The sequence below is a fragment of the Streptomyces sp. NPDC058534 genome, from assembly GCF_042717365.1.
Lineage (GTDB): Bacteria > Actinomycetota > Actinomycetes > Streptomycetales > Streptomycetaceae > Streptomyces.
The window spans coordinates 1-14,433 of the sequence record NZ_JBHXNW010000022.1; the positions used below are offsets into that span (position 1 = coordinate 1).

A 14,433-nucleotide genomic window follows, 5' to 3' on the forward strand; every position below is an offset into this window, starting at 1 on the left:
CCCGAGGATCGGACCAGGGCAAGGCGACCGCACACGGCCACGCCGCGCCCGAAAAGCCCGAAACACCCGGGCAACCACAGAATTCTAGAGACGCTTCGGCACTCCGCGAGGATCGCGGGGCCGCCGCGCCGGTGGATGGCGCCGTCGACGCCGCCTCCGCCGAGCAGGGAGGAGTTGGCGGCGTTGACGATGGCGTCGGCGCTCTCGCGGGTGATGTCGCCCTGGACGAGCGTGATGGTGGTCATGGGCCCTTCCCGGTCATCGCCGTTTCTTTCGTGGTCAGGTCTGGCGCAGCCCGCGCCACACCGCTTCCTTCGTGGTCAGGTCTGGCGCAGCCTGCGCCAGACGGCCTTGGCCGCGTTGTGCCCCGACATGCCGTGCACACCCGGGCCGGGCGGGGTGGCCGACGAGCAGATGAAGACGGCCGGGTGCGGGGTGGCGTACGGGAACAGGGACAGCTTGGGGCGGAGCAGGAGCTGGAGGCCGGAGACCGCGCCGGAGGCGATGTCGCCGCCGACGTAGTTGGCGTTGCGGGCGGCCAGTTCGGGTGGGCCGGCGGTGGCCCGGGCGAGGACGCGGTCACGGAAGCCGGGGGCGAAGCGCTCCAGTTGGCGTTCTATGGCGTCGGTGAGGTCGCCGGTCCAGCCGTTGGGGACGTGGCCGTACGCCCAGAAGACGTGCTGGCCGGCCGGGGCGCGGGTGGGGTCGGCGACGCTGGGCTGCACGGTGATGAGGAACGGCGCGTCGGGCGCGCGGCCCGCGCGGGAGGCCGCGTTCAGCGCGGCGCCGATCTCCGCGCTGTCGGCGCCGATCTGCACGGTGCCCGCGCGGCGGGGTTCCTCGGCGGTCCACGGTACGGGGCCGTCCAGCGCGTAGTCGATCTTGAAGACGCCGGGGCCGTACCGGTAGCCGGCGTAGTGGTTGCCGAGGCCGGCGATGCGGGCGAGGGCGGTGGGCGAGGTGTCGAAGACGTAGGCGCGGGCGGGCGGCAGGTCGTCGAGGCGCTTGACCTCGTAGTCGGTGTGGACGGTGCCGCCGAGGTCATTGAGGTGGCCGGCGAGGGCGTCGGAGATGGCCTGGGAGCCGCCGCGGGCCACGGGCCAGCCGCGGGCGTGCGCTGCGAGGGCGAAGACCAGGCCGATGGCGCCGGTGGCGAAGCCGCCGAGCGGGGCCATGACGTGCGCGACGAGGCCCGCGAAGAGGGTCTTGGCCTTCTCGTCGCGGAAGCGGCGCATCAGCCACGTCGACGGGGGCAGCCCGACCAGGCCGAACCGGGCCAGGGTGACCGGGTCGCGGGGCAGCGCGGTCAGCGGCAGGGACATGAAGTCCCGGGCCAGAGTGTCCCACCGGGGCAGGAAGCGCTCGACCAGCCTGCGGTACGTGCCCGCGTCGCGCGCCCCGAAGGAGGCGGCGGTCTCGCCGACCGACCGGGAGAGCACGGCGGCGGAGCCGTCCGGGAAGGGGTGCGCCATCGGCAGCGCGGGGTGCAGCCACTCCAGTCCGTACCGCTCCAGGGGGAGGTCGCGGAAGGCCGGTGAGTTGATACCGAGCGGGTGCGCGGCGGAGCAGGGGTCGTGCCGGAAGCCCGGCAGCGTCAGCTCCTCGGTACGCGCCCCGCCGCCCACCGTGCCCTGGGCTTCGAAGACGGCGACCGAGAAACCCCGGCGGGCCAGCTCCACGGCAGCGGTCAGCCCGTTCGGCCCCGCACCCACTACGACCGCATCGAGCATCGACGGCACCTTCGGACCCCTTCGTCAGCCGATGGCAACTCCGTATCAGGATATGCCCGGGGTCCGACAGTCGGCGGTCGCGGGTGGGGCCGGGGGGGCCGGGGGCGGGGCCCCCTGGTCGCGGGTGGGGCCGGGGCGGGTGGCCTCCCGGCCCCGGGATCAGGCTCCGCCGGACAGCAGCCCCACCACCCGGCGGGCCGTGGCCGCGTCACGGGCCGCGGTGAAGGGCAGGTCATTGCCACCGGTGATGCGGAAGGGTACGCCCGTACGGGTCAGGTGGACACCGCCCGCCTCCTCGACCAGGAGCAGTCCGGCCGCGTGGTCCCAGGCCGCCTCCCACGAGAAGGCGGTGGCGTCGGACTCGCCGCGGGCGACGGCGAGGTACTCCAGGCCGGCCGAGCCGCAGTCCCGCGGGGCCACGCCCGGGGTGCGCAGGCCGAGCAGGTCGTGCTTCTGCTCGTCCGTCGTGTAGTCCGGGTGGGAGGTGGCGACGCGCAGGTCACGGCCGGGCTCGGGCACGCCCGCGTACAGCCGCTCACCGTCCAGGTACGCGCCCCGGCCCCGCACGGCCGTGGCGAGCCGGTCGTCGGCGGCGGCGTAGGTCCAGGAGGCGTGCACGACTCCGTGCCGGGCGAGCGCGACCAGGGTGCAGAAGCCCCGCTCGCCGCGCACGAACTGCCGGGTTCCGTCGACCGGGTCGACGATCCACACCGGTGCGTCACCCCGTATCGCCTCGTAGGAGGCGGGGTTGGCGTGCACCGCCTCCTCGCCGACGACGACCGAGCCGGGCAGCAGGTCGGCGAGGGCGTCGGTGAGGTACAGCTCGGCCTTGCGGTCGGCGTCCGTCACCAGGTCGTGCGGGCCGGCCTTCTGGTCGACCTCGTCCGCCGCGAGCCGCCGCCAGCGCGGCATGATCTCCTGGGCGGCCGCCTTGCGGACGGCCTCCTCCACGTCGTCGGCGTGCCGGGCGAGAAACTCGTCGATGGTTTCGTTGTTCTCGATCATGACTCCATGAGAGCACGTCCCACTGACAATCCCCGCCCGGGTGGTGTACTCCGGGTGGAATCGACACGAACATGAGGTGCGGGGGTCACCGGCCGACCGCGTACCCCTGCATGCCCCGCGGGTTCGCCGCCGCCGACAGCACGCCCGTCTCCGGGTCCCGTGCGACGGCGCACAGCCGGCCCTCCGACCAGGCGTCGCCCACCGTCACGTCGTGCCCGCGGCGCCGCAGCTCCTCCACCACGTCCGCCGGCATCCGCGACTCGACGGTGACGCTGCCGGCCCGCATGCCGCGCGGGAAGAAGGAACCGGGGAAGCCGTCGTTGTGCCAGTTCGGGGCGTCGATGGCGCCCTGGAGGTCGAGGCCGCCGCGTATCCGCGCGCGCAGCGCGACCGCCAGGAAGAAGTGCAGCTGCCACTGGTCCTGCTGGTCGCCGCCGGGGGTGCCGAAGGCCATGACGGGGATGCCGTCACGCAGGGCGATGGAGGGCGTGAGCGTGGTGCGGGGGCGGCGGCCGGGGGTGAGCGAGTTGGGCAGGCCCTCCTCCAGCCAGGTCATCTGCAGCCGGGTGCCGAGCGGGAAGCCCAGTTCGGGCACGACGGGGTTGGACTGGAGCCAGCCGCCGCTGGGCGTGGCCGAGATCATGTTGCCCCAGCGGTCCACGATGTCGAGGTGGCAGGTGTCGCCGCGGGTGCCTCCGTCGGCGGCGACGTCCGGTTCGCCCGGCACCGGGGAGGCCGGGCTCTTGGCGACCGTGGGCTCGCCGACCCCCAGGGCGTCGAAGCCCTCAGCCTCGTCGGCCGCCAGCAGCGCGTGGGCGCTGAGCCGTGGGGTGCGCCCGCCCGGGCCGCCGGGCCGCAGTTCGAAGGACGCCTTGTCGCCGACGAGGTCGCGCCGCGCCGCGTTGTACCCGGCCGAGAGCAGGTCGCCGAGCGGCACCCGCTCCGCGCCGTCCGCGTCGCCGTACCAGGCCTCCCGGTCCGCCATGGCCAGCTTGCAGCCCTCGACCAGCAGGTGGACGTAGTCGGCGGAGCCGTACGCGGGCAGTTCGGGCGGGAGCAGCGCCAGCTGCTGGAGGAGGACGGGCCCCTGGCTCCACGGGCCGGCCTTGCACAGGGTCCAGCCGTTCCAGTCGTAGGTGGCGGGAGCCTCGTAGTGTGCGGACCAGCCGGCGAGGTCGGCGGCCGTCAGGGTGCCGGTGTGGCGTTCGCCGCTGGTGTCCGTGGTGGGCCGGCCGGCCTGTCGTACGAGGGCCTCGGCGACGAACCCGGAGCGCCAGACCTCCCGCGCGGCGTCGATCTCCGCCTCCCGGTCCCCCGCGCCGGCCGCCTCGGCGAGCAGCCGCTTCCAGGTGGCGGCGAGGGCGGGGTTGCGGAACAGCTCGCCGGGGCGGGGCGGGCGGCCGTCCGGCAGGTAGATCTCGGCCGAGGTCGTCCACTCCGTCTCGAACAGGTTCCGGACGGTCTCGACGGTCTCCGCGACGCGCTCCACGGGCGCGTGCCCGTGCTCGGCGTAGCCGATGGCGTACTTCAGCACGTCGGCCAGCGGTTTGGTGCCGTGGTCGCGCAGCAGGAGCAGCCAGGCGTCGAAGGCTCCGGGCACGGCGGCGGCCAGGGGGCCGGTGCCGGGTACGAGGTCCAGACCGAGCCCCTTGTAGTGCGCGACCGTCGCCCCGGCCGGCGCGACGCCCTGCCCGCACAGCACCCGCACCTCGCCGTCCGCGGGCGCGAGCAGGATCGGCACCTCCCCGGCGGGCCCGTTGAGGTGCGGCTCCACGACGTGCAGGACGAAGGCACCGGCCACGGCGGCGTCGTAGGCGTTGCCCCCGTCCTCCAGGACGGCCATGGCCGCCTGCGAGGCCAGCCAGTGGGTGGAGGACACCATGCCGAAGGTGCCCTGGAGGGTGGGTCGGGTGGTGAACACGGGGCCTCTCACATCGTTGGCTGCGTGACGTGGCACGGTCGACGGGCGCTCGGGGCGGGGGCCGGGGAGAATCCGGGGAGTTCACGCCGAGGCGCTCTCCTCGTCCCGCTCCCCCCGACAGGCTATCGATCGCCTTGCGTTCCTTCTTCCCCGGCCAGGAGCAGCTCCTTCAGCGCGTGGGCAGGAGCAGTCGGAAGGTGCATCCACGCATCGGACCGGTGTGCGGTTCCAGGCTGCCGACCTTGTTGAGCCGGCGGAAGGACGTCTCGTACTCGGACCATCCGGGATGCGGAGGTCACGTATGGGGAGACGCGGGCGTCCGTCCCCACAGAAGTATCGGCCACCCAGAGCCTCACAGATCGGTGGTGTCGTAACCGGTCAGGACTGTCACCCGCTGACCGGACGCGCGCTCTTGCAGCGCGGCCACCAGGTCACTCGGCTCGGCCGCTTGACCGACAGGAACCAGAACCGCGGTCGACCGCCCGGCGTGCGTCGGAGCAGGGTTGACCTTGACGCCGGGTCAACCCTCCACCCTTCCGGCAGGAGCTTCCTCGCGGTCGCCTGGAACGGCTCCACGAAGGACGAAGGAGGGAGATGACCATGACGGCCCAATCGATGGCCGGTCCGGCGATTCGCGTGCGGGGGCTGGAGAAGTCGTACGGGAAGCTCGACGTGCTGCGCGGCGTCGACTTCGACGTGGCGCGGGGCAGCATCTTCGCCCTGCTCGGCTCCAACGGAGCGGGCAAGACCACGACCGTGCGGATCCTCGCCACGCTCCTGAAGGCCGACGCGGGGACGGCGAGCGTCAACGGGTTCGACGTCGCCACGCAACCGGCGGACGCGCGGGAGTCCATCAGTCTCACCGGTCAGTTCGCGGCCGTCGACGAGATCCTCAGCGGTCGGGAGAACCTCGTCCTCGTCGCCAGGCTGCGCCACCTCGAGGATCCGGGCGCGGTCGCGGACGACCTGTTGCGGCGCTTCTCGCTGAGCGAGGCGGGGGCGCGGCGGGTGTCGACGTATTCGGGTGGGATGCGCCGCCGACTGGACATCGCGATGAGTCTCGTCGGGGACTCGCCGGTGATCTTCCTGGACGAGCCGACGGCCGGGCTGGACCCCGAGGCACGCATCGAGGTGTGGGACGCGGTCAGGGAACTCGCCCGCAACGGAACGACGGTGCTGCTCACCACGCAGTACCTGGAGGAGGCCGAACAGCTGGCCGACCGGATCGCGATCCTCCGCCAGGGCCGGATCATCGTGAACGGCACCCTCGCCGAGCTCAAGCAGCTCTTCCCGCCCGCGAAGATCGAGTACGTCGAGAAGCAGCCGACCCTCGAAGAGATCTTCCTCGCGGTGGTCGGCGGAGAGACGAGCCGCGCCACTGGCACGACAACCAAGGAGCAGCGATGACCGCGCACTTCCTCAGCGACACCGCCGCGCTCACGGGGCGGACCCTGCGGCACGTCACACGCAGCATGGACACCATCATCACGACCGCCATCACGCCGGTCGCCATGATGCTGATGTTCGTCTACGTGTTCGGCGGCGCCATTGAGACCGGGTCGGTTTCGTACGTGAACTACATGCTGCCAGGCATCCTGCTCATGACCATCGCGTCGGGCATCTCCTATACCGCGTACCGGTTGTTCACCGATGTGAAGAGCGGGATCTTCGAGCGGTTCCAGTCCATGCCGATCGCGCGGTCGGGCGTGCTGTGGGCCCACGTCGTCACCTCGCTGGTCGCCAACCTGATCGCGCTCGTGCTCGTCGTGGGCGTCGCCCTGCTCATGGGCTTCCGCTCGGGGGCCGGAGTGGCGGGATGGCTCGCGGTCGCCGGCATTCTGCTCCTGTTCACCCTGGCGCTGACCTGGTTGGCCGTGATCCCCGGGCTCTCGGCGTCGTCGGTCGAGGGAGCGGGCGCGTTCGCCTACCCGCTGATCTTCCTGCCGTTCGTCAGTTCGGCGTTCGTGCCCACCGACACGATGCCGGGCCCGGTGCGCTGGTTCGCCGAGCATCAGCCGGCGACGTCGATCGTCGACACGATCCGTGCCCTGTTCGCGGGAGAGCCGGTCGGCGACGACATCTGGATCACGCTCGCGTGGTGTGTGGGCATCCTCGTCGTGGCGTACGCCTTCGCGATGACCGCCTACCGCCGGAAGATCGCCTGAGGCAGGCTGAGACCCATGCTCACCATCAGTCAGCTGGCCGCGTACGCCGGGGTGACGGTACGGGCGGTACGCCATTACCACAAGATCGGGCTGCTGCCCGAGCCCGAGCGTGACCGGTCCGGGTACCGGACCTACGACGCCGTCGCGGTCGTGCGACTGATCCGGATCCGCACCCTGGCCGACGCCGGCGTGCCCCTGGCCAGGGTGCAGGAACTCCTCGACGCCGGGCCGGAGGAGTTCGCCGGCGGCGTCCAGGAGATCGACAAGGATCTGCGCGCCGAGATCCGGCGGCTGCAGGGGACCCGCGGCCGGCTCGCCCGGCTCGCCGCCGGGGAGCATCTGGCGCTCCCGCGGAGCGTCGTGGGGTACCTCGACCGGCTGCGCGGTCTCGGCGTCGGCGAGCGGTACATCGAGCTGGAGCGGGACGCCTGGATCATGATCGCCGCGCAGGTGCCGCACCTGATCGACTCCGTGATCGCCAAGAAGCACGAGGAGTTGGACGACCCCGACATGGTGCGGCTCTACTCCTTCTTCACCGGGGAGCCCGACTGGCTGCCCGGCGATCCACGGATCACCGAGATCGCCGACATCCTGGAGCGCCTGATGATTCGCGCCGTGGAGGCCGGCGAGGTGGGGGCGGACGGCTTCGACGACCAGTTCGTCGCCCTGATGGACTCGGCCATGGTGGAGTCCGCACCGGGCGCCCAACTGGTTCTGGCGATCCTGAAGGAGCGTGGCTGGAGTGGCTGGACCCGCATCGAGCGAGTGCCCGCCGAACGGCTCAGCACCGCACCCGAGGCTCAGCTCGCCGCGGAGGGTTCCGTGGCGTCGGCATCCCGGGTGGCGGCCCAGGACGCCAGGAGGCGCAGTCCCTCTTCGGAGGGCGAGCCGGGTTCGGCGGTGTAGATCGTGAGGGTCAGGCCGGGTTCGGCGGCCATCTCCAGGCCCTCGTAGGCGAGGGTCAGCTCGCCCACGGCCTGATGGTGGAAGCGTTTGGTGCCGGTGCCGTGGTGGCGGACGTTGTGGGCGCCCCAGCGGGTACGGAAGTCGTCGCTTCGGGTGGAGAGTTCGCCGACGAGGTCGTGCAGGCCCTTGTCGTGGGGGTTGCGGCCGGCTTCGGTGCGCAGGATCGACACCGCGACGTCGGCGGCCTGGTCCCAGTCGGGGTAGAAGCGCCGTGAGACGGGGTCGAGGAAGTTGAAGCGGGCCAGGTTGGCCTGGTTGTGGGGTGTGGCGTAGACGTCGGCGTAGAAGGCGCGGGCGAGCTGGTTCGTGGCGAGCAGGTCCATGCGGCCGTTGCGCACGAAGGCCGGGCCGGCGGTGACGGCGTCCAGGACCCACTGCAGGCTGCGGTGCGCCTTCCACTGTGGGGTACGGCGCCGGGGGCGGGTAAGGGCGTCGGAGCCGTCCGCCGCGTGGGCGAGGTTCAGCAGGTGGGCGCGTTCGGCGTCGTCGAGGTGGAGAGCGCGGGCGAGGGCTTCCAGGACGGCCGGGGAGGCGCCGGCGAGGTGGCCGCGTTCCAGTTTGGAGTAGTACTCCACGCTCATGTCGGCCAGCGCGGCGACCTCGCTGCGGCGCAGGCCCGGCACCCGGCGCCGGCTGCCGGCGGGCAGCCCCGCCCGCTCGGGGGTGATCTTGGCTCACCGCGAGGTCAGGAACTCGCGGACCTCTGCTTGGTTGTCCACGCCTTCGACGGTACGTCCGGCCCGCCGCGGAAGGGATGTACTGGCGGTACACCCTTCGACCGTGCCTCGCTGCGCGCGCCGAGAGCGGGTTACCTGGATGACGTGGTGCTTTTCGCCCGGCCGTGAGTCGACCGGGGAAAGTCACCCGGCCCTGCACCCGGCGACGGCCGCTCCCCCGGTACGGCGCCTCGGCTCGCGAAGGAACCCCTCTCATGCGCGGCGCACTGATCTACGCTCCCGGCGACATCCGCTTCGAGCCCCTGGACGATCCCAGGATCCTCAATCCGACCGACGCGGTCATCCGTACGGCGGTGACCTGTGTGTGCGGTTCGGATCTGTGGCCCTACCGCGGCGTGGAGCCGACGGAGGAGCCGCATCCGATGGGCCACGAGTACGTGGGCTTCGTCGAGGAGGTCGGCTCCGAGGTCACCTCGGTCAGGCCGGGCCAGTTCGTGATCGGCTCGTTCGCCACCTCGGACAACACGTGCGCGAACTGCCGGAACGGCTTCCAGTCCAACTGCCTGCACCGCGAGTTCATGTCCACCTGCCAGGCCGACCACGTCCGTATCCCCAACGCCCAGGGCACTCTGGTGGCCACCGACGGCATCCCGGGCGAGGAGCTGTGGCCGAGCCTGCTGGCGGTCTCCGACGTCATGGGTACCGGCTGGTGGGCCGCGGAGGCCGCCGAGGTGAAGCGCGGCTCGACCGCCGTGGTGGTCGGTGACGGCGCGGTCGGACTGTGCGCGGTGATCGCCGCCAGGGAGATGGGCGCGGAGCGGATCATCGCCATGAGCCGCCACGAGAGCCGGCAGCGGCTGGCCCGCGAGTTCGGCGCCACCGACATCGTCGCCGAGCGCGGCGAGGAGGGTGTCGAGCGGATCAAGGAGCTGACCGGCGGGATCGGCGCCGACAGTGTGCTGGAGTGCGTCGGCACCGGTGAGGCCATGCGGCAGGCCCTGCGCTCCACCCGGCCGGGCGGCAACGTCGGTTTCGTCGGCGTCCCCCACGACGTCGCCGTGGACGGGCAGGAGCTGTTCTTCTCCCACGTCGGGCTGCGCGGCGGGCCCGCCCCCGTGCGCCGCTACCTGCCCGACCTCATCGGCCTCGTCCAGTCGGGCCGTATCGACCCGGGCAAGGTCTTCGACCTCACCCTGCCGCTCGACGAGGTCGCCGAGGGTTACCGGGCGATGGACGAGCGCCGTGCCATCAAGGCGCTCCTGAAGCCCTGACCAGGGCAACGAGCCCATCCGAGCGGCGTGCCCGAGCGCTGACCGCCCGCCCGACCGACCGCCCGCCCGACTGCCCCATTCCGATCGCTCGGAGGACCCTTCCATGACGACCTTCGCCCTCGTCGGCGCCGGTCCCGGCCTCGGTCTGGCCTGCGCCCACCGCTTCGGCGAGGCCGGCCACACCGTCGCCCTCCTCTCGCGCAACCCCGAGCACCTCACCCCTCTCGTCGCCGCACTGGACCGGGACGGAATCCGGGCTCGCGGCTATACCGCCGACGTCCTGGACCCCGGCTCCCTCACCACCGCCTTGCGACGGGCCGGTGAGGAGCTGGGGCCGGTGGAGATCCTCCAGTTCAGCCCGGTGCCCCGCGCCGACTTCATGAAGCCGGTCCTCGACACCGGCCCGGCCGACCTGGACGATCCGCTCGCCTTCTCCATCAAGGGCCCGCTGACCTGCGTGAACGCGGTCCTCCCCGGGATGCGGGCGCTGGGGCGCGGCACGCTGCTGTTCGTCAACGGCGGCAGCGCGGTCCGCCCGCACCCCGACCGTGCGGGTACCTCGATCGCGTTCGCCGGCGAGAGCGCGTACGCGGCCATGCTGCACGACGCGCTCGCGGGCGAGAACATCCACGCCGCCCAGCTCATCGTCCCCGGAGCCATCAGCCCGGACTCCGAACACTCCAGGCCGAGCGTGCTGGCCGAGCGGCTGTACGGCCTGCACACCGATCGGGACGGCTTCCGGCACTACGCCGAACCGATGCCCGACTGAGCCGAAGGCCCTGCCGTCATGCCCCACCCCACCCTGCGCACCGTCGCGCATGCGGTCCCGGCCGCGGCGCTGCTGCTGGCGACGACGGCGTGCGGCACCGGCACGCCGGACGCAAAGCCCGCGTCGTCGCCGCCCCAAAGCGCGCCGCGCCAGTCCGCGACCGGCCGGCCGACGACCGAACCCTCCGAGGAGGACAGCACCGTGCACATCCGCCTCACGATCGACGGCCACAGCGTGGACGCCACCTTGAACGACAGCGCCACCGCGCGGGACTTCGCCGGGCTGCTGCCGCTCACTCTCGATCTCGACGACTTCCAGGAGATCGAACGCGTCGCCGACCTGCCGCGCAGGCCGACCACCGACGGCGCCCCCGAATCGTCCGACCCCAACGCCGGTGACCTGGCCTTCTACGCGCCGTGGGGCAATCTGGCCCTGTTCTACCGCGACGGCCACCCCTCACCGGGCCTGGTCATCCTCGGCCACCTCACCAACCGGGACGACATCGCACGCCTGGCCAACGCCGACCGGGTCCGCATCCAGCCCGCGTCCTGACCCGTTCCCCCTTCCCCCTTCCCCAAGGAGAAGCTCTCCCCATGTCCCACCCCGCCGCTGACGCGCCGGGCAGCCTGCCCTTCGTCGTGTGGGTGCTCGCCGCCGGCACCTTCTTGATGGGCACCACCGAGTTCGTCATCGCCGGCCTCCTCCCGGACATCGCCCTCGACCTCGGCGTCGGCGTCTCCCACGCCGGCCTGCTGATCACGGCCTTCGCCGTCGGCATGATCGTCGGCGGTCCGGCCATGGCTCTGGCCACCCTGCGCCTGCCCCGGCGCCTCACCCTCGTCCTGGCCCTGGCGGTCTTCGCCGCCGGGCACGTCGTGGCAGCCCTCACCGGTTCCTTCACCGTCGTTCTGGCCGCCCGGTTCGTCACCGCGCTGGCCACCGGCGCGTTCTGGGCCGTCGGCTTCGTCATCGCCACCACCGCCGCCGGGTCCGCCAACGCCACCCGTGCCGTCAGCGTGATGATGGGCGGCCTGACCCTGGCCAACGTCGTGGGCGTCCCCGCCGGGTCACTGGCCGGGCACGTCACCGGCTGGCGCGGGCTGTTCTGGGCCCTGGCCGCACTCGCCGTCCTCGCCGCCGCCGTGATCGGCCGGTTCATCCCCCGGACGGAGCAGCGCGCCCGGATTTCCGTACGCGGCGAGATCCGGGCGTTGCGGCAGGGCCGACTGTGGCTGGCCCTGGCCTCAGCCGTGCTGATCATGGGCGGCGTGCTGGCCGTCTACACCTACATCACCCCGCTGCTGACCGACCGGGCCGGCATCCCGGACGGTGCCGTACCTCTGGTCCTGATCGCGTTCGGCGCCGGCGCACTGGGCGGCACCGCAATCGGCGGCCGGTTCGGCGACCTGCGCCCGATGGCCACCACGATCCCGGCCGTCGCGACGACCGCGCTGCTCCTGCTCGCGCTGATCCCGCTGTCCACCACCCCGGTCGCCGCCATCGCCCTGATCTTCCTCATGGCACTGACCGGATTCACCATCAACCCGGTCGTCACCGCGCTCGCCGTCCGTTTCGCCGGCGACGCACCCACCCTGGCCTCCGCGCTGACCACGTCCGCGTACAACACGGGCATCGCCGCCGGCTCAGCACTCGCCGGGCACGCCCTCGCCTCTTCCCTCGGCGTGACCGGACCGGCCCTGGTCGGCGCCGCCTTCGCGGGCCTGACCCTGCTGCCGCTGACCGCCCTGGCCGTCACGGCCAGGCGCGGGAGGACGAGCAGTCCTGAAGCCGCTTCCCGGCTCCCAACGCCCCCACCTGACAAGGACGAAGACCATGGAGCACATCACCTCGACCCCGACAGCCAAGGCGCCGGCCGAGCGTTTCACCGGTGACGTCTACCTCAACATGATCGAGGCCCCGAGCGAACCCGCCCGTCTGGCCGCCGCCCTGGTGCGCTTCACCCCGGGCGCCCGCACCCACTGGCACAGCCACGCCAACGGGCAGACGCTGTACATCACCGACGGCGTCGGCCTGGTCGGGACCCGCGACGGCAGCGTTGTACGGGTGAGTGCCGGACAGATCGTCAAGTGCCCGGCCGGCGAGGAGCACTGGCACGGCGGCACCGACACCACGCTCATGGCCCACATCGCCATGGTCGTCGGCGACGCCGACGGCGACGGCACCACCTGGCTCGAACCGGTCACCGACGAGCGGTACACCCACGCCCTCAACAGCACGAACGGGAGCTGACCGGACGCCACCCCCGTGAGAGCCGAGTGGTGAGAATCGGGACTCCTGCCCAAAAGGTCATGTACGGCTGCACTCGGGGCACCGTCCAGAGGCGTGGCCCATCGGTTTCTTGAGTCCGCGTCCGCGGGATCCTTCACCGAAGCTCCTCACACGTCCGCCCGCGCACCGCCGTTGGGCGACGCGCGGGCGGGCGTGAGGTGCGGGGTGTCAGGCCCAGCAGCCGTTCACCGTCGCGGCGAGGCCGTCCATGGCGTCCTTGATGTCGCTCGGGTCGGCCGACGAGTTGTTCTCGATGAAGGAGAAGATCCTCCACTCGCCGTCATCGGTCCGCGTGACACCGCTCAGGGCGACGGCACCGGTGAGCGTGCCGGTCTTCGCGTGCACCTTGCCGACGGCGCACTTGGAGTTGGCGTCGTCGAAGCGTCCCCACTCCGGGCCGAGGCTGGCACCGGCCTCGCCGGCGACCGGCAGACCGTCCAGGATCGAGCTGAGGGCGGGGGACTCCGTGATCGCGTCGAGGAGCTGTGCGAGGGTCGCGGCCGGGATGCGGTCGGCGCGGGAGAGGCCGCTGCCGTCGTACATCTCGAAGTTGTCGAGCGACACCCCGTACGAGCTGAGCACCTGGCGGACGAGTGCGACGCCGCCCTCGAAGGTGGCCGGCTTCCCCAGCTCCACGGCGGACATCCGCAGCAGGGTCTCGGCGATGTTGTTGTCGCTCGTCTTGAGCATCTGCTTGACGATGTCCGACAGCGGTGCCGACTTGTGCTGCGCCACCGGTACGTCGGACTGCTGCGCCGTCGCACGGCTGACCTCGCCGTCGACGGTGACGCCCAGCGCGGCGAGCTTCTTGGCGAAGACGTTGCCGGCGTTGATCGCCGTGTCGTCGACCGCGGCGCCGTCGACGACGAGCGAACGGACCGGCGTGACCTCGGTGGGGTAGTAGCCCTCGTTCCAGCCCTTGGCGAGGCTCGGCTCGGCGAACAGGCTGTCGTCCACCCGGACCTTGACGTGGGACAGGCCCGCGGCCTTGAGCCCGTCGACGGCGGTCTTGGCCATCTCGGCCACGTCGTCGCTGGTGAGGGTGCGGTCACCGCCGCCGACGAGGGTGAGGGTGCCCTCGCCGTACACGACCTTCGTGGTGAACTCGTGGTTCGCGCCCAGCAGCGTCAGTGCGGTGGTCGCCGTGGCGAGCTTGGCGTTGGAGGCCGGCATGAGGGTGGTGGAGCCGTTGTGGTCCCACAGGGCGGTGTCCGAGTCGGCGTCGAGGACCACGCCGCTGACGTTCGTGCCCAGGCGCTCGTCGGCGACGCGCTCGTTGAGGTTCTTGACCAACTGGGCGTCGTCGGCGGCGAGGTCGTCGACCGAGATGCCCTGCGGTGTCGCGGTGCTGTCGTCGGCGGCGAAGGCCGAGGTTCCGGCCAGCGTGGCGGAGGCCACGGGCACGGCCATCGCGAGCACGAGGGCCCGTCGCGCGCCGATCCGGCCGACTCTCGCCCTGCGGTGCCGGCGGCGTCCGCCCGGGGCGAAAGTGTTCGTGGGGGTTTCGTCTGGCGTACCAGTCATAAAGTGAATTCCAAAGATCGGGTACTTCGTTCTGTGGGGGTGGAACGGCGGGCACGTTACCAGCCGTCAAGTGGGCGGCCGGAGCGGTAAATCATTGACTGTGAACGTCTTGAAAA

14 protein-coding genes and 1 pseudogene are annotated in these 14,433 nt (G+C 72.0%); 8 read left to right on the forward strand and 7 right to left on the reverse strand.

Translation table 11 applies throughout. The annotated features are described in order from the left end of the window. From ACFWR9_RS15935 to ACFWR9_RS15955, 5 genes and pseudogenes are all read right to left on the reverse strand, one after another. A partial coding sequence (locus ACFWR9_RS15935) for a macro domain-containing protein (protein WP_383841621.1) occupies positions 1 to 245 on the reverse strand: 245 nt, incomplete at its 3' end. Between the two features lie 75 nt (positions 246 to 320). Further along, on the reverse strand, positions 321 to 1,730 hold the full coding sequence (locus tag ACFWR9_RS15940; protein ID WP_383841624.1) for a phytoene desaturase family protein: 1,410 nt from the start codon (positions 1,728 to 1,730) through the stop codon (positions 321 to 323). A gap of 159 nt (positions 1,731 to 1,889) precedes the next feature. Continuing rightward, positions 1,890 to 2,735, reverse strand: a complete 846-nt coding sequence (locus ACFWR9_RS15945; protein ID WP_383841627.1) for an inositol monophosphatase family protein — start codon at positions 2,733 to 2,735, stop codon at positions 1,890 to 1,892. A gap of 85 nt (positions 2,736 to 2,820) precedes the next feature. Next, a complete protein-coding gene (locus ACFWR9_RS15950) occupies positions 2,821 to 4,656 on the reverse strand; it encodes a gamma-glutamyltransferase family protein (RefSeq protein ID WP_383841630.1) in 1,836 nt (611 codons plus the stop codon). 352 nt (positions 4,657 to 5,008) lie between these two features. After that, positions 5,009 to 5,104: pseudogene (locus tag ACFWR9_RS15955) on the reverse strand (DUF4956 domain-containing protein); the annotation flags it as partial. Between the two features lie 152 nt (positions 5,105 to 5,256). Here ACFWR9_RS15955 and ACFWR9_RS15960 point away from each other — a divergent pair. From ACFWR9_RS15960 to ACFWR9_RS15970, 3 genes are read left to right on the forward strand one after another with little or no spacing between them, the layout of a single operon-like run. Continuing rightward, positions 5,257 to 6,063, forward strand: a complete 807-nt coding sequence (locus ACFWR9_RS15960) for an ABC transporter ATP-binding protein (protein WP_383841633.1) — start codon at positions 5,257 to 5,259, stop codon at positions 6,061 to 6,063. Continuing rightward, positions 6,060 to 6,821: an ABC transporter permease gene (locus ACFWR9_RS15965; protein ID WP_383841636.1), complete on the forward strand. Its 762-nt coding sequence runs from the start codon at positions 6,060 to 6,062 to the stop codon at positions 6,819 to 6,821. Before ACFWR9_RS15960 ends, ACFWR9_RS15965 begins: the two co-directional genes overlap by 4 nt. 15 nt (positions 6,822 to 6,836) lie before the next feature. Continuing rightward, complete coding sequence (locus tag ACFWR9_RS15970; RefSeq protein ID WP_383841639.1) at positions 6,837 to 7,727, forward strand: MerR family transcriptional regulator; 891 nt, start codon at positions 6,837 to 6,839, stop codon at positions 7,725 to 7,727. Here ACFWR9_RS15970 and ACFWR9_RS15975 read toward each other — a convergent pair. Continuing rightward, a complete protein-coding gene (locus ACFWR9_RS15975; protein WP_383841888.1) occupies positions 7,622 to 8,455 on the reverse strand; it encodes a helix-turn-helix domain-containing protein in 834 nt (277 codons plus the stop codon). The two genes, ACFWR9_RS15970 and ACFWR9_RS15975, sit on opposite strands and share 106 nt — an antisense overlap. A gap of 263 nt (positions 8,456 to 8,718) precedes the next feature. On the opposite strand from ACFWR9_RS15975, the gene ACFWR9_RS15980 reads away from it, so the two are divergent. The 5 genes from ACFWR9_RS15980 to ACFWR9_RS16000 all read left to right on the forward strand — a co-directional run bounded on the left by ACFWR9_RS15980 (position 8,719) and on the right by ACFWR9_RS16000 (position 12,754). After that, a complete protein-coding gene (locus tag ACFWR9_RS15980) occupies positions 8,719 to 9,735 on the forward strand; it encodes a zinc-dependent alcohol dehydrogenase family protein (protein ID WP_383841642.1) in 1,017 nt (338 codons plus the stop codon). Between the two features lie 103 nt (positions 9,736 to 9,838). Further along, entirely contained in the window at positions 9,839 to 10,504 is a 666-nt protein-coding gene (locus ACFWR9_RS15985; protein WP_383841645.1) for an SDR family NAD(P)-dependent oxidoreductase, read from the forward strand. Positions 10,505 to 10,522: 18 nt separating this feature from the next. Continuing rightward, entirely contained in the window at positions 10,523 to 11,056 is a 534-nt protein-coding gene (locus ACFWR9_RS15990; RefSeq protein ID WP_383841648.1) for a cyclophilin-like fold protein, read from the forward strand. A gap of 41 nt (positions 11,057 to 11,097) precedes the next feature. Then, positions 11,098 to 12,396 carry an MFS transporter gene (locus ACFWR9_RS15995; protein ID WP_383841651.1) on the forward strand — a complete coding sequence of 433 codons (1,299 nt, stop codon included), beginning with the start codon at positions 11,098 to 11,100 and terminating at the stop codon, positions 12,394 to 12,396. Further along, entirely contained in the window at positions 12,338 to 12,754 is a 417-nt protein-coding gene (locus tag ACFWR9_RS16000; RefSeq protein ID WP_383841654.1) for a cupin domain-containing protein, read from the forward strand. The genes ACFWR9_RS15995 and ACFWR9_RS16000 overlap by 59 nt, the downstream gene beginning before the upstream one ends. A gap of 207 nt (positions 12,755 to 12,961) precedes the next feature. Here the strand turns inward: ACFWR9_RS16000 and dacB are convergent, their stop codons facing one another. Further along, entirely contained in the window at positions 12,962 to 14,317 is a 1,356-nt protein-coding gene (gene dacB, locus ACFWR9_RS16005; RefSeq protein ID WP_383841657.1) for a D-alanyl-D-alanine carboxypeptidase/D-alanyl-D-alanine-endopeptidase, read from the reverse strand. Positions 14,318 to 14,433: the final 116 nt, after the last annotated feature.